Annotated in this window: 14 protein-coding genes; 8 read left to right on the top strand and 6 right to left on the bottom strand. The window is 44.6% G+C overall.

The annotated features are described in order from the left end of the window. Window positions 1–45: 45 nt before the first annotated feature. Window positions 46–291 (top strand): hypothetical protein, encoded by a 246-nt coding sequence (locus QUA88_RS24515; RefSeq protein WP_333210891.1) that lies wholly within the window; start codon window positions 46–48, stop codon window positions 289–291. Window positions 292–319: 28 nt separating this feature from the next. On the opposite strand, the gene QUA88_RS24510 is transcribed toward QUA88_RS24515, so the two are convergent. Then, window positions 320–1,129, bottom strand: a complete 810-nt coding sequence (locus tag QUA88_RS24510) for a metal ABC transporter ATP-binding protein (protein WP_333210889.1) — start codon at window positions 1,127–1,129, stop codon at window positions 320–322. Window positions 1,130–1,231: 102 nt separating this feature from the next. Here QUA88_RS24510 and QUA88_RS24505 point away from each other — a divergent pair, with 102 nt between their 5' ends. After that, window positions 1,232–2,599 (top strand): metal ABC transporter substrate-binding protein, encoded by a 1,368-nt coding sequence (locus QUA88_RS24505; RefSeq protein WP_445300603.1) that lies wholly within the window; start codon window positions 1,232–1,234, stop codon window positions 2,597–2,599. Window positions 2,600–2,819: 220 nt separating this feature from the next. On the opposite strand, the gene QUA88_RS24500 is transcribed toward QUA88_RS24505, so the two are convergent. The 3 genes from QUA88_RS24500 to QUA88_RS24490 are packed head-to-tail and all read right to left on the bottom strand — an operon-like array spanning window position 2,820 to window position 9,797. Next, complete coding sequence (locus tag QUA88_RS24500; RefSeq protein WP_333274293.1) at window positions 2,820–6,479, bottom strand: helicase-related protein; 3,660 nt, start codon at window positions 6,477–6,479, stop codon at window positions 2,820–2,822. Then, window positions 6,476–9,514 carry a hypothetical protein gene (locus tag QUA88_RS24495; RefSeq protein ID WP_333274290.1) on the bottom strand — a complete coding sequence of 1,013 codons (3,039 nt, stop codon included), beginning with the start codon at window positions 9,512–9,514 and terminating at the stop codon, window positions 6,476–6,478. Before QUA88_RS24495 ends, QUA88_RS24500 begins: the two co-directional genes overlap by 4 nt. Window positions 9,515–9,527: 13 nt before the next feature. Then, window positions 9,528–9,797, bottom strand: coding sequence for a YciI family protein (locus QUA88_RS24490; RefSeq protein ID WP_333053901.1), 270 nt, complete (start codon window positions 9,795–9,797; stop codon window positions 9,528–9,530). A gap of 164 nt (window positions 9,798–9,961) precedes the next feature. Between QUA88_RS24490 and QUA88_RS24485 the strand changes: the two genes are divergently transcribed. Further along, window positions 9,962–10,531, top strand: a complete 570-nt coding sequence (locus QUA88_RS24485; protein ID WP_333053900.1) for a Uma2 family endonuclease — start codon at window positions 9,962–9,964, stop codon at window positions 10,529–10,531. Between the two features lie 156 nt (window positions 10,532–10,687). Here QUA88_RS24485 and pheT read toward each other — a convergent pair whose 3' ends face one another. Then, window positions 10,688–13,159, bottom strand: a complete 2,472-nt coding sequence (pheT, locus tag QUA88_RS24480) for a phenylalanine--tRNA ligase subunit beta (RefSeq protein ID WP_333274286.1) — start codon at window positions 13,157–13,159, stop codon at window positions 10,688–10,690. Between the two features lie 533 nt (window positions 13,160–13,692). On the opposite strand from pheT, the gene QUA88_RS24475 reads away from it, so the two are divergent. From QUA88_RS24475 to QUA88_RS24460, 4 genes are all read left to right on the top strand, one after another. After that, the gene (locus QUA88_RS24475; protein ID WP_333053896.1) at window positions 13,693–15,324 is read left to right on the top strand and encodes a serine/threonine-protein kinase; all 1,632 of its coding nucleotides are present in this window, start codon (window positions 13,693–13,695) and stop codon (window positions 15,322–15,324) included. A gap of 187 nt (window positions 15,325–15,511) precedes the next feature. After that, entirely contained in the window at window positions 15,512–18,685 is a 3,174-nt protein-coding gene (locus QUA88_RS24470; RefSeq protein WP_333053895.1) for an MASE1 domain-containing protein, read from the top strand. Between the two features lie 27 nt (window positions 18,686–18,712). After that, complete coding sequence (locus tag QUA88_RS24465) at window positions 18,713–20,521, top strand: PAS domain-containing sensor histidine kinase (protein WP_333232754.1); 1,809 nt, start codon at window positions 18,713–18,715, stop codon at window positions 20,519–20,521. 315 nt (window positions 20,522–20,836) lie between these two features. Beyond that, window positions 20,837–21,334, top strand: coding sequence for a hypothetical protein (locus QUA88_RS24460; RefSeq protein WP_333232756.1), 498 nt, complete (start codon window positions 20,837–20,839; stop codon window positions 21,332–21,334). A gap of 176 nt (window positions 21,335–21,510) precedes the next feature. On the opposite strand, the gene QUA88_RS24455 is transcribed toward QUA88_RS24460, so the two are convergent. Beyond that, window positions 21,511–21,657, bottom strand: coding sequence for a hypothetical protein (locus QUA88_RS24455; RefSeq protein WP_333053892.1), 147 nt, complete (start codon window positions 21,655–21,657; stop codon window positions 21,511–21,513). A 452-nt stretch (window positions 21,658–22,109) separates the two neighbouring features. Here QUA88_RS24455 and QUA88_RS24450 point away from each other — a divergent pair, with 452 nt between their 5' ends. Further along, a complete protein-coding gene (locus tag QUA88_RS24450; protein WP_333274282.1) occupies window positions 22,110–23,333 on the top strand; it encodes a tetratricopeptide repeat protein in 1,224 nt (407 codons plus the stop codon). Window positions 23,334–23,464 lie beyond the last annotated feature (131 nt).

Here is a 23,464-nt window from a genome sequence, read left to right as displayed (position 1 = left end):
TAGGAACAGGCTTTTCGGCCTGTTCCACAAAGAGTGAATTTTCTTGTGGAACAGGCCGAAAAGCCTGTTCTTGAGAATGATGCAAGATGTGAGTTTGATCCGAGATTTATCGTTGCCCAATTCAAGATTATCAAAAAAACCTGGTTCAAGAGTGTAAATCCTAGATTAATGACCAATAATTTCAAAGGTGGTACCCGCCACGTGATTTATCCGTGGAATCCCAAATCGAAAATCGAAAATCCTCAAGCCCCCGCATTTATCCGCGGGGTCAATCTAAAATCTAAAATCTAAAATCTAAAATCGATTGAGGGCTGGCTAATTAAGCTGCTTGTCCGGCAAAGAACATTACTTGTCCGCCGTAGGCGCGGTAAAGGTTTTCTTTTGTTAGGACTTCTTGGCGGGAACCAGCGGCAATCAATTCTGTATTGAGCAAAATTAAATCGTCAAAATTGGTGATTGATTCGCCTAAGTCGTGGTTGACTACTAAGACTATTTTTCCGGCATTTGCTAGCTCGTGGAAGATGTCAAAAATAATATTTTGAGTTTTTTGGTCAACGCCGACAAACGGCTCATCAAAGCAGAAAATAGCGGCTTCTTGGGCTAATGCTCTCGCTAGAAATACTCGCTGTTGCTGTCCACCGGAAAGTTGCCCGATCGGTCTGTCTTTGTAAGCACTCATGCCTACTCTTTCTAAGGCATCGGCAGCGGTGCGGCGGCTAGCTGCCGAGAAGCGGCGAAACCATCCGGCTTTTCTGACTCTTCCCATCATGACGACATCCCAAACGGTGGCGGGATAGTTCCAGTCAATTTGCGATCGCTGGGGCACGTAGGCTACTGTTTCGAGTCGATCGGCGATCGCTTCTTCGCCCCAGGTAACAGTGCCGCGATCGGCGGGAATTAAGCCCAACATTGCTTTGATTAGGGTGCTTTTGCCGGCACCGTTGGGGCCAATAATACCCGTCAGCCTTCCCGGTTTGACGGAAAGATTGATATCTCTGAGTGCCTCTACCGTGCGGTAGTTTACTGCTAAGTGCTTAACAGCGATAATTTCAGTGTCCGTAGCGCTGTCTTTGAGGTGGCAAACCATTTTAGACCAAGGATTCTCGTTGGGCAAGGCGGCGGTATTCATGGCGGTGAGTCTATCTCCTTTTTATTAAGTTTACTGTAAAAATGAAAAGAATATGAAATCATCGGTAAATAGGAATAATCTGGAACGCACGAGAGGTAGATAATGGGACAGTGCAAGCTCGAAACCCCTCAAACCATAGGTTTGGCGGCGAAAATCTCAAGTCGGTTAAAACTGATATCTTCCACCCTTCTCAAGAACGGGCAAGATGCCCGTTCCACAAAGAGTGAGTTTTCTGGTGGGGTGGGCATCCTGCCCGTCAAGAACGGGCAAGATGCCCGTTCCACAAAGAGTGAGTTTTCTTGTGGGGTGGGCATCCTGCCCGCCCAGAACAGGCAAGATGCCCGTTCCACAAAGAATGAGTTTTCCTGTGGAACAGGCATCTTGCCTGTTCCTAAACAAGTTATTGAGAATGGTGCAAGATGTGAGTTAAAACCGACGGCGATTGTGAAGCAATCCGATAAAGGGGAGTTTAGCCGTGAGTCGGGGATTGAAACCGCCGCCCCTGGATGGGACAAGTCCAAGGCATTTTGGATTAGAACTATTGCTTGCGGCATTTTGACTGTGGGTTTATTTAGTTGCGCTCAAACCCAGGGCGATCGCCTCTCTCCACAGGCAGATGCTAAACCCAAGGTAGTTGCTACCAGCACAATTATTGAGGATTTGACCGATCGAGTAGCGGGCGACGAAATTCAGTTAACAGGAATTTTGCAGCCGGGAACCGATCCTCACGTTTACGAACCGGTGCCAAAAGATTCTCAAGCTTTAGAACAAGCTAACTTAATTTTGTATAACGGTTACAATTTGGAACCGGGATTAATTAGGATGATGAATGCCGCCGGAATTAAGGCGAGGAAATTAGCAGTGGGGGAAGTTGTCAAGCCTTTGCTACTGAATAAAGAAGGTAATACCGTACCCGATCCGCACGTTTGGGGAAATGTGGAAAATGCCGTTCAAATGGTGGAAGCGATTCGGGATGCGCTAATCGAACTGTCGCCGGAAGATCGGGAGAAGTTTACGCAGAATGCTGTGAAACTTACTGAAGAGTTAAAACGCTTGGATAGTTGGATAGAACAACAGATTAAAACTATTCCCGAAAATCAGCGCAAATTAGTCACAAGTCACGATGCTTTTCAATATTACAGCCGCGCCTACGGATTGGGAGAGGCTAACAGTTTGATCGGGATTAGTACCGAGGAACAGCCGAGCGCTCAAACGGTGCAAAAGTTAGTAGAATCGGTGAAAGCTGCGGGAGTTCCTGCTATTTTTGCCGAAACTACAATTAACCCGCAACTGATTAGAACAGTGGCGGAGGAAGCGGGGGTGAAATTGGCGGCGCAGCAACTTTATTCCGATTCGATTGGAACCCCCGGAAGCGAGGGTGATTCTTATGTGAAAATGATGTCGGCTAATACTCGCGCCATCGTCGAAGCTTTGGGGGGGAAATACACGCCGTTTGAAGTTAGCAAGTAGCAAGTAGGGTGCGTCAATCGATTTTAGATTTTAGATTTTAGATTTTAGATTGAAGCCTTGACCCCACGGATAAATTGGGGGGCGTGTTTATCGGATACAGGTTTTCTATTTCTGGACGGATGAATCCGGGGGCTTGTATCCTGATGCTTTCGGTCATCCTTGATTCCCAATCTAAAATCTAAAATCTAAAATCTAAAATAGTCTGACGCACCTACAATTTTCAGTTTACCTGCTTCGACAAAATTAAATTGAGCACGTTCAATTCGTTGGAACTTAAAAGATATTTATCTGTAAAAATCTTTTCTCGACTTTGCTCTAAACTGTAGCTTCTAAACACGATAAATGGGAAATCTCGATACTTGTGTCCGATCGGCATTACACTATCTACAGGGTAGATCGATCGCACATAAGCCGACAAAATATCCCGAAACCGCCTGTCTTCCGGTTCTTCCAGTTGGCTGTCAGCAAAATACTCCTGCATTTCCTCCCCGCTGACAAAAGCAAACAGCGGTATGGCATAATAGCGATCGAACTGCTGACTCTGCTCTTCAAAATACTGAGTTTTCTCGACTTCGCTGTTGAGAAATTGCAAAAGCTCGATCGCACCTCCTCTAATGGCCGATCGTACATTCTCCGGGGACGAATCGCTATCCCTAATTCGATACATTTTGTCCAGCAACTTCTTCTCTAGACATTCCTTAATTTCTCGATGAAGCCGAATCTGGTACGTTTCTACCAAATTTTGCTTAGCTAGAGGTACGAGCAACAAACTACCGCAAACATGACCGATTTCTAAATTATCATAGCTCAACAAACCATCAAGAGGATTGCACTTTTCCAAAAACTTACGATTAAAATCGTCCCGCATTTCCAGATAAAAATCGCCCTTTTGACGAGACTTATCAGAATTTTTCAAAACATAATCCCCGCGACTCAAAAGCTGTTCCAGACTCGTATAAACCTCCTTAAACAACATATTTCCTCGCTGGCTCTCGCTCTTTAATGTCTTAATTAGAGCCGCCATTTTGCTGCTAAATGTATCCCCTACTGCGGAAACCGACTTACCGCCGATGGGAATCATCAAAAACTTTTCCCTACCTAAATAACCGTATCCCGAAATTCGCGTCATCACCGCCGTCTTCAGAATTAGCAATAAATTCAACAAACTCAATTTGCTTTCTTGCAGGGAAAGTTCCGCATCATCAGCGTAATAAACTGCGGTATCAGATAGGTAAAAAACTAATTCTTTGTCTTCACCATCAAGGGTTTTACCGTTGTCATATTCTCCGCGTCCCCGATAAATCACCTGTATGACTTCCATCAGATTTTTCTCAATCTGGAAGTGAGCAATATCAACTAAAATATGCTTAGTTTTCGGGAAAGAAAGTCCACGACTTCCCGATGCAGTCATAAAGATTACTTTAGCTGTATTTTTGTATTCCTGTATTTTTTCTTTCTCCTCTTCCGAGATATTCGCGTGAATTTCCAGATAATCGGTAAAAGGCTCAAACTTTTCGCGACTATCTCTAATTTTATTAATTAATTCAGTTAATCTTTGCTTGTTCTGAATGTATACTATAATTTGTTCTACACCTGGGATTGCTAATCGCTGAGTGATATCCTCAATTATTTCCGACTGTACCCGCTTTACTAAATTACTATTCTGTTTTAAAGGCGCATCTTCCTGATACTTAACACTTTCTATAAATACCTTGTAAGTTATTTTTAAACTGCGCGCAGGGTAGGAATTCGCATTAATCACCTTTGCAGCTAGATTGTTAAATTTAAAAGGAATGACTTGTAAAGGTTGAATTTCTTCCGAATCTTTCGCTAACTTTTTAAAATAGATTTTGTCCGGTTCCGGTGACGTGTTATCAAGGTGTTGTTTGATGACATCGCAGTCCACAATCGAAGCATCTGCGACAATAATTTTAGTATTAACACCATGTTCCAGCTTGTGTAACTCATGTTTTTTGACAATCTTAGCAATTCCGGCTAAAAACTCAACGCCACCATCATCTCCCGTAATTTCATCTATCATAATGAAAATATGTTTGATACGGCTAGATATTTCTTGCATTTTTCCAGAAATAACTTTTTTGGCGATTTTATTGTAAGTATCTTGAAAAATTTTATCTAAATGCTCTAGGGTATTTTGTCGGTTTTCTTTCATCTTCACCGATTGAATAGAAACGGTAGCTACGATATTACTAGATACCCGCTCATTTATCAGCGCGTATATACCTTCGCAAATGCTCTTGAGCACTCCATTTCCTTTGGGATTAACGGGTTTAATTACTGTTTCTCCCTTTTTTTCAAGTTCTGATTGATGATATTCCGTCCTCTGAATTCCTGAATCATCCTTGAGGAAGCGAACAGTTTTTTTTGTGAAATCTTCGCGATATTTATTCGATGCGTACTTGACGGTACAGTGTCCTGAATTACTTTTGATGATATCGGCGTTAGTGTTGATACAAAATAATCGATCGTTGCACAGCAAACCAGTATTTTTATCTTTGAATTTTTCGATAATATCCAAGTTTACTTGCTTGCGGGGACTGACGTACAGAAATAAGAAACCGTCGTCGATATGGGTTTTGAGGAAATTGGCGATCGCAGTTGTTTTCCCAATTCCCGGATTCCCCGTCAAAAAGATATAAGTTTCCTCAGACTGAAGCGCTTTCACAATCAATTCAGCGTGAGCATTTCGCAGGTCTAATCCGCGAGAAATTTGCAAGTCATCTGCCAGTTTATCTGATATAATATCTATTGAATTAACAAAATCGTCTATCCGTTCTGTATGACGTACAGGTTCAGTGACATTTTTCCCAATTCCTAACAGAGAATTAACAAACTTTTTGCCTTCTTTAAAACTGCGAGCCGCGTTGAGTTGAATAACACCCAAAACTTCGGTGCGAGCATCGCTAATCTCTTTACCTTTCGCTTCATTCTGGTAAATTTGGGCACAAGTTGCTAACAACTTGATTTTGTCCTGGCGTAAGGAAATAGCGCTAATATTGCGATCGCCATAACCAACCACATTAAACAAAACCTCAGCATCTTGTCCCAGAATACCTGTTTGTTGCAGAAATCCATAGAAGCTGTGAGCGTAGCTACCCGCCTGAATCAGCTTAGCGCTTTCCTTATCCTTATACTTAAAAGCTGTAAAATAGCGTTTTAAATCCTCCGAGAAATCCACACCTAAAGTGCTGGTATCCATCCGCAGATTAGAAAACACACTTTTCGATCGCAAATAGCTAATTTCTCTCATCAAATATTTTCGTATCACCTCTATTTCATTGATATCCTCCGTTTTTGGAGCTAGCGTCGGAGAAAACACAGACAAATCAACACAAAGAATTCTCAACTCATTTCCAGACTGTAACAACATCAGCGTATCAGCCTGCAAAAACTCACCCTTTTTCGAGTAGCGGCGGATGTACGAGTTAATCTCATCATCTGATAAACTAAGTTGGGCAGTTGTCAACTGAGACAATAGCTCTTTAAACGCTTCTTTATCACCCTTGTTATAGGTTCTGATACTGTTAGCATCACTAAAACTGCACTGACAATACACAATTTTCAACCGCTGCAAATTCCAGCCAGTAGAGTTGACGTACTCCCGGAAAAAATTCAACCCACCCAAAAAACCTTTTTGGACAAAGAACAAACTCCATTTTTCAACTATTTCAGCATCTAAACTAGCCAGCAGATTGGCTTCTCTAACGATTTCCGCCGTCATCTTTGGCAATTTTAGCCTCTGCAAATCTAGACGGTAGGAATCACCAAAATTGTGACTTAAATTTTCCCGCTGAATATATGCCAGAATCCCGATATTGAATCCTACTTCAAACAGCCGTCCAAAATCTTCACTTATCATAATTGTGTACTTCCCTTAGTGACATTTAATACTTCTCTTACCTTATTCAAAAATGCCAGGGAGTTAAACTCAGCATTCCCGCGCGGATGACTAAACACAGATAAAGCACCAACCGAATCATCTCCGATAATCTGCTCGTAGGGGTCAAGTTTAAAACTCATATCTTTTTTGCGAGCTTCATAGCGGTAAAAGTGAAAAATTGTCAAATAATGTAGCAACGTATCTTTAATTGCACCGTCGTAAATTAACCCTTGGTGAAGGTCTTGATCGTCCAGAATACCGTCGTATATATGCAACAAAGTCGAGTAAGAAATCACACCGTTATAAAAGTTTTTCTCCTCCTTTACCTTAAGTCCGTTAAACAAGTTAAAAAACATTACAGCTTGTTGACTGGTATCTGCAAATAAGCTCGAAAGCTCCATAGCATCCTGAATGTAAAAAGGTTTTCCCTTATCACCTAGGAAACTGCGGACATAGTATTTATCAAAAAACATCGGATAAATTTTGATATCTCGTCGCTCTCCCTTCAAAGTTCGGAGCAATTTTTTTGACATAAAAGACAATTCCTCGTCTTCCTCAGTCTTTGTAATATGCAGCGTACTCATGTAAGGTGCTTGCGAAATATATGCGAAATTCCGATATCCTTGCTGATAAAGCTGACTCATTGCATCTTCAAGGATTAACGGCTCAGAATAAAGGCGACTGACACTGTAATTTTCGGAAAAAGTTTTCAGCACCTGAACTTGAATTGCATCGTCTTCGAGGCGATTAATCCCGATAGCTTCTCCGATTAAACTAGCTGTTCTTTGGAAGCGGTTTTTATTACTTTTTTTCGCATCACTGTCGCGACTGGAAACAACAATGATTGCTAAATTATCCAACTCTGGAGATAACTGCACATTGCTAAATTTAAACTTTTTCGGCAGAATTGAATACATTGAACTCAAACCGTTATGAAGTTTGTAACTATTTGGATCTTCTTTAATACGAAATCCCTGAGAAGTTGATCGTTGTTTTTCACTCAAAATGTGAGATAATGTTTTGGAAAGGTTAGCCATAAATTTTTCTGAGGGCGAAGGTTTTTTGTCGTCACCTTCATGGAGCCTAACCATCGGAATAAATAAGTTTTTTGCAGTATTTTCGAGTAAAACTCTCAGGCAGATATAAGACAGCAGCAACATCGTAAATTTATACACAAAAGCCGCCGCCGGTTGTAAACCTTTATCACCGCTGTCTAGTCGTTTGTCGTCATAAGGAAACAACACTAATTTTGTTGTTAAAAAATGCTGCTTGTATATTTTTCTAGAACGATCGGCTTTAGGTGCTGAAAGCATCGGCAAAATATCGACACCTTTGATATTGTATTCCATGCTGAAATTTTGGCGTTCATCAGTAGGAAAATAGCGGACATCTTCGATAGTAATATTTATCGGTAGCTGACAGATTGCTGTTTCATCAACACTAGGCTGTTCGACGACAATATAATGCAGTGTCTGCTTGTAATTTCGATCCAGAACTTCATTAAAAAAATTACCATTATTCAAAATATTGTCAATGTCTTCTAACAGACCTCTTTTGAGGTTTACGTGTCGCGTTTCTGTGCGGCTTGGCAAAATTGTCTGGCGTTCGAGAAAGCCTTTCAGCATTCTTTTAAGATGGGTGATTTTGTGCTTGATATTAAACTGATTAAACCCTTTAATAAAGTTGCGAAACAGCTCTTTTTTCGCCTCGTCGTCCGAACCTTGTAGGACTGGTAATACTCTCTGCTCAAATATGGCTATCGGGTGATGATTCAGCTCAGATTCAGGGTTGTAATTTTGTGCGAGTGGGTCGCTCCGAGAAGCAAACACAAAATAGTACAGCAATGCTATTTTTAACACTTTGCGGACGAAGGTTTCGGTATTAGCATCTTCGGTAAGTTCTGCTTTGTGTTCCTCACTATCGGGATTTAGTAGATTCAGATAATATTCAAATGCTTCTTTTCCGCCGCGCGATTGAACTGGGTTGTTAAATTTGATTTTGAGACCAAAGATAAATTTACGTTCGTTCCGATGATTGTCCGTGCTTTCTCCCAAGTAACCTTCTACCAGAGGAATAATTGGCAGCGCATCTAAAAATTCCGATCGCGCAAAAATCTCTCTGTAATTAACTCTAACACCAGCATAATTGGCAGCATACTCGCCATCGGCTTTACTGCTGTCGTTGATGTAATCTTCTATCAATCTGAGACGACGAATCAAATCTTTTAAATAGATGATTCCTACAGTATCTGTGCTGCTAGCGCTGATGTGTTCCAGCAGATACTCCAAATAAGTAATCTTGGCTTCTTTGTTAATTTTTCCTAGGGTTTCTTTGTCTACCAGTCGGATCAATTTATGAAAATCCGAGTATTCATTATTAACCATCTCATCAAGACGATGGTTAAGTTCTTGCCTATCGTCGCTATTCTCGGCATTTTCCCTAATATAGTTTTCTAAACCCTCCTTTAGCTGTTGTTGAAAAATATCGGTATTTCGTACCGCAATAGTCAATTTATGCAGTTTTAAAGTCCCAGGACTTCCAGAGGCTCGGCGTTCCAAAGTTAGCTTTTCTTTTTCTAAAGAAGTGTGGCGAGTACCAAAATCGTATTTGAGACCTAACTTTTTGCCGTCTCCCTGAAAAGAGGATGAATCTAAAGGAGTGATTAAGCTAGCGACAAACTTTTCAATTGAAGTATTTTGTGGGAGCAATTTAGATGCTAAGTGCTGCCGCAAACACTCTTTAATCTGCCTGACTCGATCGCCAAAAATCTCCTCAACTTCTGGCGGAAAATTAACCGTAGCAGCATCTGCTTGACGTTCATAGGAACCCAAGGGTGTCAGCACTTGCATTTTTGCAACATCAGCAGCAATGGCATCAATATCTATGAGCAGACGGCGGCGGTCATCTGATATATTAAACGGATTGTTTCCCTGCAAAACTTCTAAAATCTTGTCCAGCAAATCGCCATAGTCAACTGGAACTAAATCGCTGTCATCCAATCTTAAGATGTTCACCCTTTTAACCCCTTCAAAAAGCTTGAATCCATTCTTTCACGTCGTACTCAGTCCAAACCCCATTTACCCAATAAGGATCGGATTCCACCAATTGTCGCACGGCCGCCTCATCTTCCGCTTCGTAAATTGCAAAAACTTTTGTTAAATCTTTTGTAGGCCCGATCGTACTTAACACGCCCGATTCCTTCTGCTTAGCCAATCCGGCTAAATGAGCGTCTCGAAACGGAGCGCGTTTTTCGAGAACGTCTTCGCAGTAACTTCCCCACATCACATATTTGGTCATATTTTTTAGCCTTAGATGAATTTGTTTAAAAGTTATTGTACAATAATAGTAGCAGGATTTGACGAGTTTTTATAGGGTAAAATTGATTAACCGCAGAGGGCGCAGAGGTCGCTGAGGAAGAGAGGGGAAGAAGAGAGAGGTTTGTTAGAGAGAAGGAGGTTACTATGACTTTATTAGACATTCGTCTGCTGACAGTTCATGAATATGACCGGATGACGGAAATTGGTATTTTTGACGAAGATGAACGGGTGGAATTACTAGCAGGACAGATAGTAAAGATGGCAGCAAAGGGAACAGCTCACGGTGCGGCGATTGCGCGCACGAAGATATTATTGGATAACCGTTTAGGAGAACAGATTTTTGTGCGGCTGCAAGACCCGGTTCGGATGAATAATTACTCGCAACCTGAACCGGATATTTCTGTAGTTATACCAGATCCACTTTACTATGAAGACCACCATCCAATTCCTTCAGAAATTTATCTGATTATTGAAGTTGCGGATACTACGCTGAGAACGGATTGCGGGATTAAAGCGAAAATTTATGCTGAGTCGGGAATTACTGATTATTGGGTTTTGGATGTGAATAATCGGCAACTCCACGTTTTTCGAGAACCGAGTCAGGATGGTTATCAAAGTCGGGTGATTCTTGCGGATGGTGATAGTATTTCTCTTTTGCGGTTTCCTGATAGTTCTTTTTTTGTGCGGGAGATGTTGCGGCCGTTAAGTTATTAACTTGTTCAACAAATTTAGGACTCGCTTGGCCACAGAAACCGGGTTTCTCTGTTAATAGTTGGTTGATGGCGGTACATCTTGGAAGAAACCCGGTTTCTTAGTCTTTGCGTGTAAGAAATCGAGAGAGGGCAGGCACTTTTAGCACCGCCCCTACAATTAGCTTCTCAAACTAACGCCGAATTTCTCAACTAAAACATCGCGCACTTTTTGTTGGGCCGGTTCGACATCGGTTTCGCTCAAAGTTCGATCGCCCGCGCGGTAAATTAACCGAAAAGCCAAACTGCGCTGTCCCGCCGGTACGTTGTCGCCCCGATATTCGTCGAACAATTCCACTGAATCCAGCAAACTACCCGCCGCCTTTTTCATCGCACTCTGCATCTCAACAACCGGAACTTCAATCGGTGCGAAAAACGCAATGTCTCTGTCAGAAGCGGGGAAACTCGAATAATTCGCGAATTTGCGAGTTAAGTTGTGCGATCGCCCTAATTCACCCAACAGCACCGCTAAATCTAATTGAAACACGTAAACCTGCTCAGGCAAATCCTTTTCCTGCTGCAATTGCGGGTGCAACTGTCCAAAAACCCCTAAATGTTTCCCGTTTAACGATAACGCAGCCGTGCGGCCAGGATGCAAGCGTGTATTAGAGGAATCGCTTTGATATTCCACCGACAAACCCAACTCTTGAAATGCGCTTTCCAAAATACCTTTTGCCTCAAACCAAGTCAAAGGTCGATCGCGCCCTCCCTGCTGCCATTTCCACACAGTCGGATCGCCGCCAATAATCCCCGCAACTGCATCGGCTTCCTTCTTTGTGGGGAGTAGGGGTTGGGCATCCTGCCCGCCCTCTTCCTTCCAGAAAATGCGGCCGACTTCAAAACCGTTTAGCGCCCCATTTCCCTGTTCCAAATTGTACTGAAAAGCATCAATCAAACCCGACAGCATTTCAGTCCGCAAAGCCGAATACTCCACAAACAGCGGATTCGCCAGCACCACCTGATTGTCTCCCTCAGTTTTCACTAAAGAATAGTGCATCAACTCCGTCAAACCGGCCGCCCGAAAAGCCGATCGCACATTCCGAATTGCCGCGTATTCCGGTGACAGATAACCGGGTTCCGTTTTGCTGGGCAAAGTATCGCAGAAATTGTCATAACCGTGGAGTCTGGCAACTTCTTCAATTAAGTCAATTTCCCTTTCTAAATCGCGGTAACGGTAAGGAGGAACAGTTATCCCAAACACCCGTTCTTTTTCCGTTGGAACAACTTCGCATCCCAAGGCTGTCAGAATATTTTTTACCTCTTCCGGTTCCAGATATTTAGAACCGCCCGTTTGTCCTCTTTTCAACTGCCCCAAAACCAGATTTACTCGGTCTAAACGCAATTCGAGCGATCGCGAAAAACTCAAATCCTCGCCCGAAATCGCCGTTTTCTGCACCGTCGCAGCGCCTCCAGCCAACTCCAAAATTAGGGCAACAGCGCGGTTGCAGGCCGTCGTCAAGGCCGCCTGATTCACCCCCCGTTCGTAGCGGATCGAAGCCTCGCTCCGCAGGCCTTGAGCGCGCGCAGAACGGCGAATCGTTGCCTGGTCAAAAATCGCGGCTTCCAAAACTAAATTTTGCGTTCCTTCGTGAACTTCCGTATCTTCGCCACCCATTACCCCAGCTAAGGCAACAGGTTTGTCGCTAGCCGTAATTAACAGATTTTGTGCTTGCAAATTGCGGTTTTGTCCGTCCAAGGTTTTGAAGGATTCCCCTGTTTTGGCAAAGCGGACGCCGATGCTGATATCTTGAGTACCAGTGAAAGATTGCAGGCGATCGCGATCGAAAGCGTGCAGCGGTTGTCCCCATTCCAGCAAAATGTAATTAGTTACGTCAACTACATTATTAATTGGCCGCACTCCCGCCGCCTGCAACCGCTGCTGCAACCAAGCTGGAGAAGCAGCAATTTTCACACCTTCAATTGCCGTGCCGATGTAAATCGGGCATCCTTGCGGTTCGGATATTTCTACTGCCAAACCAGGAGTTTCTTTGCCCTCAATCGCCACACCATTCGCTTCGGGAATTCTCAAACTCGCCCCAGTCAGCGCCGCCACTTCCCGCGCTACACCCACCATGCTCAAAGCGTCAGCCCGGTTGGCCGTTGCTGTCAAGTCTAAAATCACGTCATCTAAACCCAAAAGCGGGCGAATATCGCTGCCCAATTCGGGATTTTCTAACTCAAAAATGTGAATCCCGGCTGACTCTTTAGATAGTCCCAATTCTGCCAGGGAACAAATCATTCCTTCGGAAGGAACGCCCCGCAATTTAGCAGGTTTAATCTTTAAATCAATAGTCGATAAATAAGTGCCGACAACAGCGACAGGCACGTAAATGTCTGCTCTAGCGTTGGGTGCGCCGCAAACAATATTCAAAGCTTCACCAGAGCCGACATCCACTTGACAAACTCTCAATTTGTCTGCATTCGGATGCTGTTCGCAGGCGATGATTTTGCCCAAAACTACACCGCTTGCCCACGGGCGGCGGTCTTCGATATCTTCGACTTCAAACCCGGCCATTGTCAGGGTTTCGGCTAATTCTTCCGGGGATATCGACACATCCACCAATTCCCGCAGCCAGTTTAGAGAAATACGCATAATTTAGTCAGTAGTTAGTTGTCAGCGATCGGTAGTTATTAGTCATTAGTCTGCGCCGGCAGGCTTCGACTGTGCAGTCACAGAATTGATTCGGCAAAGCCTTTACTACCATAATAATTTAAATTTGTCAATAGTTTTGCGGTATACATAAGCAAAAACGAGCGATCGGCCCAAAGGTAGATGTCTACTGGGGGATGAGTAGCATTCTCATTCCGAGAATGAGGTATGCTAGATACATCTAACAAGGCAAAAAGCACTTAAGTTTAGAAAGACTTTACACAAAAAAGCACAACTTTAGCAAGTCTTTAAACTATCTTCAAGGATAATCAACCGAAAAAACTCACTGCAGCGAGATAATCAAAATAGGGAAAAGATATCGGCATAAAAGACTTAGGTGCAATTCCAATTCGCAATCGAAGGCACGGCTTGCCGAAACCTGATAGATTAGTATGTCTACCAGAAGCAGGAACAGGCTATTTGTGCAGTCGAGCGGCGCTGACAAGATCAGAACAACATAGGCAAACTCAATCAATATGAGCTACTGCGTAAATCCGGGCTGTCCCCATCCTCAAAACCCTGCTGACTCTATTCTTCAGTGTCAGACTTGCGGCGCGCGGTTATTGCTGCGCGCTCGCTACCGAGTTATTGAACCGTTAGGACAAGGAGGTTTTGGAGCTACTTTTCTGGCAAAAGACATCTCTTTGCCCGGTCAACCGAGTTGTGTAGTCAAGCAACTGCGACCCAGTAGTTCGTCGCCGCGAGTTTTAGAAATGGCGCGGGAATTATTCAAGCGAGAGGCAAAAACCCTCGGCCAACTGGGCGACCACCCGCAAGTACCGAGGCTGCTAGACTATTTTGAAACCGAACAGCAATTTTACTTAGTTCAAGAGTATGTTAGAGGCTCGACTTTGAAACAAGAAGTCAAGCACTCAGGCCGTTTCAACGAATCTGACGTTAAAAATTTTCTATTAGAAATTCTGCCAGTAGTGCAATATATCCACAGCCAAGGAGTAATTCACCGAGACATCAAACCCGCAAATATTATTCGCCGAGTTCAAGACGGGCACTTAGTTCTGATTGATTTCGGAGCGGTAAAAGACCAAGTTAGCCAAACAATATTATTAGACCCCGCCGACCAAAGCGCCAACACGAAATTTTCAGTCGGCACATTTAGTTTTGCTCCGCCGGAACAAATGGCGCTGCGGCCGATATTTGCCAGCGACATCTACGCGGTGGGGATGACTTGCTTGTACTTGTTGACAGGAAAGTCGCCCAAGGATTTAGATTTTGATGGAGTAACCGGCGAAATTGTTTGGCAGCCCCACGTTCAGGTCAGCGCATATTTTGCGCGGATTCTCGAAAAAATGCTAAAGCCGATGGTTGGCCACCGCTTCCAATCGGCAGCAGATGTCCTCAGAGCTCTCTCTGGCGAATTTGAAGACCCAAGTCTTGTCGATGGCTTGGCAACTCAATTCAACGGCTCTTCTCGTACTGTTGAAGAACCGACAATATTTAATGACGAGGGTTCTTCGTGGTCACCGCCGAGGAGTAAAATTAATCAAGATTTACGATCGAACCACACCCGCGCTGGTAGAACTTCCTTGGGCCAATCTGGGAACACGGGGATGCAGCCCAGAGTTTCCCGGACTCTGGCTGAGTCCGGCAGAACTTTCGGAACGGTTGGACATTCTAGCGACAATTTAGCAGCGTCAAAGGTATCGAAAGTTGCTCCTAAGTGGGACACCAACAGCTTGCGAGCGGCATATTTTAAAGGCAAGCGCGATTTTGCTGACTGCGAACTGTCTGGCCTGCAACTGCAAAAATTGCAGTTAGCGGGAAGTAATTTTTATCAGGCTAGGTTGGTGAAGGCAAATTTGCAAGCAGCGGATTTGTCGGGGGCGAATTTGGGTCACGCCCGGTTAATTCAGGCGAATTTGCGAGATGCTAATTTGACTGAGGCTTATTGCAGCACTGCCAATTTTGAAGGGGCGGATTTCCGAGGTGCTGACTTGACGGGGGCTTATTTGACTAAGGCGAATTTGCGGGGAGCAAATTTGTGCGGGGCGAATCTTACCAACGCTACAGTTTCTGACGAACAACTGGCAATGGCAAAGACCAATTGGCTTACTGTTAAGCCGGATGGTAAGCGGACTTTTGGATTTTAAGCAGTCATTTGTCAGTAGTCAGTAGGCAGTAGGCTGTAGGCAGTTGTCATAAGTTAACAGTCAACAGTCAACAGTCAACAGTCAACAGTCAACTCCCCCAGTCAGGTGAGTCGTCAGGAGGAAGTTCGATCGCCGATCGGCCGCCTAAATTAAAAACTAGGAATGGAGGATTCGATCGCACCTAAACATGAAACTGCTCAACCGCCGCACTCGAACGCTTCTGTACACCGGCATCCTGGCGCTGGCCTACTTTGTTACCGGAAAACTCGCAGCGTCGATGCTGGGACTGGTGAAAGCCGAAGCCTCCCCCGTGTGGCCGCCCGCCGGTATTGCTCTAGCGGCACTGCTACTGCAAGGGCGACGGATGTGGCCGGGAATTGTCCTCGGTTCAGTGCTGTTAAACTCTACCGGCGGTGTACCGTCGGCTGTCATTGCCACATCGGCCTTTAGCGTCACCCTGCAAGCGCTGGCTGGAGAGGCTTTGCTGACTTGGAGCGGATTTTCTACTAAACTCGATCGACTGCGAGATGTTCTGGCTTTAGTAGCGGGGGCTGTCATCGGGTCTACTTTACTAGGCTCTATCCTCGGCAACTTGGGTACGTGCATTTTTGGTTGGGCTCAGTGGAGCAATTTCTCTCGCAACTGGTGGACTACGTGGCTGGGAGACGGTATGGGAATTTTGATTGTGACGCCTGTGCTCCTGACTTTGAACCACGCGGTTAACAGTTTTAAATTTCCACTCAAACTGAGATGTTTCATTATTCTCAATTACTTGTTTAGGAACAGGCAAGATGCCTGTTCCACAAGAGATGAATTTTCTTGTGGAACAGGCATCTTGCCTGTCCTTGATAATGGTGTAAAATGTGAGATAAAACCTGGGATTATTTCAAGTTTAAAAACATTTTTTAACTGGGACAGTTACCCATCACAAGTTACAAATTATTCCAGGAGATTTTCGGCAAAGTCAAACCGCTATAATCTTCTATTTTTAATTGTTAATTATTCCGAAATCGCGCTCTGGCTGACTCTCTTGCTGAGCGTGAGCTGGCTGTTTTTTTGCTCAAAAACACAAGCGGCTATCGCTCTGTATCCGCTGGAGTATCTGCCTTTTCCTCTGATAGTTTGGGCCGCTCTGCGGTTTCAACCGGCAGGAGCGATTTTTGCTTATTCGATCGTCTCTTACATCGCGATTTGGGGAGCAGTACAGGGAGGCGGCCCGTTTTTGGCCAAAAGCGATAATCTCAAACAGGCGGTTTTATTTTTACAAGCTTTTACCGGTACGATCGCCCTTGTGGCTCTGATGTTGGCCGCCGCCGTAGCAGAACGCCAGCAAGCGCTCTTTGAGGTGCGCCGCACGGCGGCCCGGCTGCGCGATCGCGAAGCTAGTTTAGCCAACGCTCAGCGCATCGCTCAGTTGGGAAATTGGGATTTAAATTGCGCCGCCCTCACAGCAACTTACAACTGCCAAGAATCCGCAGAACATCATATATCCCATATCGAATTGCGGTGGTCAAACGAACTTTACCGCCTCTTGGGTTTTGCTCCTGGAACTGTCAAACCGACACCATCCGTTTTTTTGCAAGCTGTACATCCAGAAGACAGAGAATTGGTGGCGCGATCGCAGCGCCAAGCTATGTTGGAACGCCAAGCCTATTGCATTAACTACCGAATTGTGCTGCCAGATGGCTCCGAACGCACTGTCTGCGAACAGTCGGCAATTGAGTCAGGGGCGATCGCCGCCACAGTCCAAGACGTTACCGAACGCCACCGCGCGGAAACCGCTTTGCGGGCGTCCTCCGATCGCGATCGCTTGCTCTCAGAAATCGCCCTGCGAATTCGCAACTCCCTCGACCTCGAAGAAATTCTCAATACTACTGTTGCCGAAGTCCGGCAATTTTTCAAGGCAGACCGCGCTTTCATCGGTATTGTGGACACGGACGGGGTAAATCTTCCTAGCCCGGTGTACGGTAAGGTTGTGGCTGAGTCTGTGGGAGGCCAATGCCGTTCTCTTTTGGGGTGGGTACTCGCTGACGAGAATCAGCTCGAAAACCAGAAAACTTTTTATGCTAACAACCGCGTCCGAGCTATCTCCGATACTGCTAGCGTTCAACAGAGCGTTCCAATTGCCCAATTGTACAGCGATTATCAAATTAGAGCGACGTTAAATGTGCCGATCTTCCTGGGGGATGAATTGTTCGGGATCTTGGCCGTCAACCAGTGTTCCGGGCCCCGCCAGTGGCAGGAATTTGAAATTGATTTGTTGGAAAAACTCGCTACCCAAGTGGCGATCGCTCTACAGCAAGCCCAACTTTTGCAGCAGGTAAAAGCTCTCAATGCCAACTTGGAATCTCAAGTGGAGGAACGCACCCGCCAACTACAGCAAAAAATGCACGAGTTGCAAGAAAGCAACCGCCTGAAAGACCTATTTTTGCACGCAGTTTCTCACAATCTCCGCACTCCTGTTATGGGAATGTTAATACTGCTGAAAAATTTGCTCAACAAATCGCCCTCTGACTCTCTACAAGATGTTCCGGTTTCTCGATCGATTTTGCAGCGCATCGTTCAGGCCAGCGAACACCAGTTGACTATGGTTAATACCCTGCTCGACGCTCACGCTAGCGAGGTGAAAGGGATTGTTCTCCATACTGTACCGCTGCATTTGCCGTCTTTAGCTTCAGCCATTGTTGCCGATTTAGAACCGATGCTGGCCAAAAATCAAGCAACTTTGACGTTTGAAATTCCGGCGGATTTGCCACAAGTCAATGCCGATCGCCAACACTTGCAGCGGGTGCTAGAAAATCTGTTGACTAATGCTATTAAACACAATCCTCCGGGAGTCAATATAACTTTTAAAGCCGAGGTAATTGAAGTTGAAACAGCGCTAAGTTATGAAGAAAATTCCCAGGCTTTAACATCTCCAACTACTCAGATTGCCCGCTGTATCGCTAACCGGATACCTGCTGCGGGCGATCGTCCTAGGATGGGCGAAACCACCCAGAAAAATCAGGAAACCCTGGCCAAATTCAACCTCGACGGCAGTTGCAAAATGCCCCGCTATCAGGGCCAAATTGGCAATATCGGCAGCAAATTGCCGGGTGTCACCGTAAAAATGGTTCGCTGTACTGTAACAGATAATGGAGTGGGAATCAGCGCCAAACAGCGGGAATCTTTGTTTGAACTTTACGTTCAAGACCCTAATAGCCGACAATTAACAGGGTTGGGTTTGGGATTGTACCTCTCCAAGCAAATTATCAAAGCTCACGGCGGCTCGATCGGCGTCGAAAGCACTCCCGGCGGTGGTTCGACTTTCTGGTTTTCGCTACCTGTTGTCAACTCGGACGATCGATCTTTGTCAATCTAAAATCTCAAATCTAAAATCTAAAATGATATGAAGTCTTTGGGCAAGGCAAAATCAGTTCAGGCATTAACAGCTTACGAGGTGTGGCGCGATCGCTTCCTCCGAGATCGGCTGCGCCCTGCTGTCGGAATTGCCATCTTTTTTGCCTTCACAATAACGGTCTATTTTGTGGGCGAAAGATTCTTAGCTCGCCAGGAGTTTGAAAGTGTTTATTTGTACACTAGCGCTGCTGTAGAATTGGGTTTGTTGACCTGTTTTGTATTGCAAAAAACCTCCTTTGGACAGCGCTATCCCGGTTTGCTATTTTTGGGTTTTTCGTGGTCGCTGACGGTGGTTGTACAGATTGGGCTAGCTGTCGCACAAGTCGGGGACTTACCAATTTTTACCTGGAGTTTAGCGTTTCTGATCCAAGCTACGCTGATGCCCGTCCGCTGGCGCCTCCACCTAATTTCTCAACTCGGCGTTTTGTTTTGCCACGTCGGGATAAATTTGGTTTTAAATCTAAGTTTTGCTAAGTATACTGCTTTTAAGTTGACCGGGTTGTACTTGTATTTGTTTTGGTTTTGTTTGATTTGCGATTTGTCGGTTTATTGGTACGAATGTCTGCAACGGAAAGAGTTTAGTACCAGGCGTGAGTTGGAATCTGCTTACCAGCAGTTGGAGGCGGCGGAGGCGAAGTACCGCAGCATTTTTGAGAATGCGGGCGAGGGGATTTTTCAAAGCACTCCCGATGGTCGTTATATTACTGCCAATCCAGCTTTGGCGCGGATTTACGGCTGCGATTCCCCGGAAGAAGTGACGACAAAGTTTACTGATATTGAGCGGCAGTTGTACGTCGATCCGGCTCGCAGAAATGAGTTTTTGCGATCGATCGAGGAAAGCGGCACAGTATCGGATTTTGAATCTAAAATTTACCGCTGTGACGGCAGTATTGTCTGGATTTCCGAGAAGGCGCGGGCGGTACGAGACAGCAGCGGCGCCCTGCTTTATTATGAGGGTTTAATTGAGGATATCACGCAGCGCAAACAAGCACAAGAATCGCTACGGCTGTTTATCCACGCTCTTTCTCACGACTTGCGAAACCCGGTAGCGGGAATGTTAATGGTACTGAAAAATTGGCAAACGAAAACCGGGGATTCGATCGCAATTCCCCGTTCTATTTTGGAGCGGATGATTCAAGGTAGCGAGCAGCAATTGCGCTTGATAAATTCGCTGTTGGAAGTTCACGCCGGGGAATTGCGCGGTTTGGTTTTGCACTGCGAATCGGTTGACTTGAAAGCGATAGTTGAAGCTGCTGCGACAGATTTGGAACCTTTAATGAATGAGGGTAAAGCTACTTTTAAAAATTTATTGCCGGATGATTTGCCAGCCGTGAATGCGGACAAAACTCAGTTGTGGCGTGTGTTCTCTAATTTAATAGCTAATGCTTTGAAACACAATTTTCCGGGACTGAATTTAACTGTTTCTGCTCAAGTAATTAATGGGGAAAAATTAACTATAAATCAAAGCACAGCAAAACAAAACATCGACAAATTACCGATTACTAATCCACAATCCCCCATTACCAATTCCCAATCCCCAATCCCCAATCCCGGAAGTAGGATGATTTACTGTACCGTGAAAGATGACGGGGCGGGAATATTGCCGGAACAGTGCGAACATCTTTTTGACCTTTACGTTAGGGGCGATCGATCCCGACACTCCGTTGGTTTGGGTTTGGGTCTATATCTTTGTCGGCAAATTATTGGTGCTCACGGCGGCCAAATAGGGGTAATTAGCACTCCCGGTGCTGGGGCAAGTTTTTGGTTTACTTTGCCCCTGGCTGAGAATTTTAGGTAATTTTTTGGTATTTTAAATTACATTTAATCTAGCAATTGTGCCAAATATTTAGAACGTTATTAATTGCTGAAACCATTGCCAAATATGCTTCTTCGTTCTGCAGTGGCTATACTTGTGTTGTGCCGTCGCAGGTTCTTTTTGAGTGCTTCAAGCCAAATCTATCGCTCGGAATATTTCGCTCGGACTATTGATATTAATTTAAAACCGTGGTATAGTGACCCAAATGTTTTTAAAGGAAAAAATAAATTTCCGATCTTCACATTTTCTTTAGAAACATCATTTAATCTAGAAAATCTCTAAAACTAGATAAAAAATATGCAATTTATGTTTGTCGAGCAAAGCTCAGAAAATACAGCTAAGTACGACTCAGCTAAGTACGACTCAGCTAAATATAACGAGCGGTCGTTCTCAACTTTAATTCGGACTCTCCGTCTTTCCCAAGGTTACTTTTCTTTCGTTTTAGTCAACTGCAACTCGCTGGCTTTGCGGCAGCAAATAGTCGATCGACTGCAAGTAAATTGTCCCGTGAAACCGCGACAACTGTTTTTGCCCAAATCGGCGACAACTCTCTACACGACAATCGCAGCAGAAATAGATGGCGAAAAGCCTCCAGCTTTAATGCTCCTCGGTTTGGAATCAGTGGAGCCGATCGATCGATTGCTCGTTTCTACCAACCTATTATGCAGCGAATTCAGCAAAAAATTTTCCTTTCCCCTCGTCTTTTGGGTGACGGATGAGATCCTGAGAAAAATCATTCGCACCGCCCCGGATTTATACAATCGAATGACGACAATTAGATTCATCAGTAATTAGTAATTAGCCCATCGATTTTAGATTTTAGATTTTAGATTTTAGATTTTAGGTTTTTAACCGTCAACAGCCCATCGATTTTAGATTTTAGATTTTAGATTTTAGATTTTAGATTTTAGATTTTTAACAGTCAACAGTCAACAGTCAACAGTCAAAAGCCAACTGTCAACTCTCAACAGTCAACTGTTAAATTCCGCTTCCCAAATCAGGACTAATTCTCGCGCCGCCGCAGTTCCCTCAGCAGGAAAACTTGCCAAAAAGTCTTTATCAGCCCCCACGTCGTAAGGCCCTTCCTTAAACTCCAAAATCACAGTATCCTGTGTCAAAGCTACTAACGTTTGACACTCTCCGGGCTAAAGCCACGGAGATTCTTAAGACTTAAGTCTTAAACGCGCTGTCAAATCGCATCTACACGCTCGAAACAACTACTTGGACGAGAAGTATTGCTGTTGCGCTTACTTTTGTTTTTAGATCGCTTTCTGATTCCATCAATAATCCAGTTAGGTACGCTCAACGACTCACTATTACGTGTTTGGACAGGCTCGGCATTGCCGAGTAGCGATCCAACCCAGGAGTTTCACCTTATGAAATCGTTTCAACACGTAGATGGTTGTTCTTACTTGCCTGTCTAAATTATAAACTTTAGCTGAGGATTTATTAGATATTTTAACAAAGTTTTATAATTAAAGCCGTCAAGCTTATGACGGGGCTTCAAACCCAATTTTTTGGTGAACAAATGGGCTAGTCTGGGATCATCGTTATCAGCATCTCTTGACACATGGAAATCGCAACTCAGGTGCGTATCACTAAGGCAATGCGTTTGTCAAGTATCTTTAGAAAAAGTATTAGCCCGATCGCCCTTTTGACTATTCTAGTCTGCGCCAATACCGTTTTTGCATCTGAACCGACGGCGGCACTGTTGGTTCAGCAGCAATTCTCACAGCAGCAACTTAAAGAAGAAATTCGCGATCGAGTTCAAGAAGAAGTTGACATTGCCTTCGGGCGCACGGCGGTACTGCTTAACGGGCTGGTAATTGCCCTAACTTTGTTTCCGGCAGCAGCCGGAGTCGGGGTTTGGTTTCTGTTGAGCAAATTGTCCAAGCAGACAACAATTGCCCGCCAAGAAATTGAAAGTCTCCATTACGATACAATCTCTCAATTAAAACTATTAATTTCCGACGCTGAAACTATCTTAGGCGAAATTCAACACCAAAATCACTCGGCAGAGGCAGAAACAGACCTTTTATTCCCCGATGCCCAAATTCAAGAATTTGCTCCGGTTAACTATGGCAATTACCAACAGCTATTGACGGCCGCCGACTATGCTAAACAGGGAGATGCTTGTTTCTTTGAAAACCGTTATCAAGATGCGATCGCCGCTTACGATCAGGCCCTGCAAATTCAGCCGGATTTAGCCGATACTTGGAATAACCGAGGAGTAGTGCTCACGAGAATGCAGCGGTATCCAGAGGCGATCGCCTCCTACGAACAAGCTACTACAATTCGCCCCAATTATCCCGACGCTTGGAACAATCGAGGCGTGGTATTGTTGGAGTTGCAGAAGTACCAGGAGGCGATCGGCTGTTACGAACAGGCAATTCAAGCCAAACCCGATTATGCCGATGCTTGGAACAACCGAGGCGTTGCGTTTTCCAAAATGCAGGAGTACGAACAAGCAGTAATTTCTTACAATCAAGCCCTACAAATTAAAAATGATTATACTGACGCTTGGAACAATCGAGGCGTTGCACTCTCCAAATTGCAAAAATACGAAGCTGCGATCGCATCCTACGACAATGCGGCTAAAATCCGGCCTGACTTTTACAGAATTTGGTACAACAAAGCCCGATGTTATGCACTACAAGGTAAAATTGAATTAGCCATTGAAAATTTAAAGCGCGCCCTCAATCTCAATCCCAATGTGTGTAAAGAGTTGGCAAAAAGTGAAGCTGATTTGGAGAAGATTCGCGAACACGACGCATTCAAGCAGTTGATTAATTGATCGGAACTAAGTAGATGAGTGGGAAAATACATACAGCCTATTCCAGGTTTATGGAATGTAGGGACAAAGGTTTTCGCCGTTTCCCTACGGAGATATGACGCTAGGCGGGGGTACTTCATAAGCGTGGAATC

This window comes from Microcoleus sp. D3_18_C2, assembly GCF_036702395.1.
Classification (GTDB): Bacteria; Cyanobacteriota; Cyanobacteriia; order Cyanobacteriales; family Microcoleaceae; genus Microcoleus.
The sequence above is the reverse complement of the archived record's forward strand: the minus strand, read 5'-3'. Positions and strand labels throughout refer to the sequence as shown.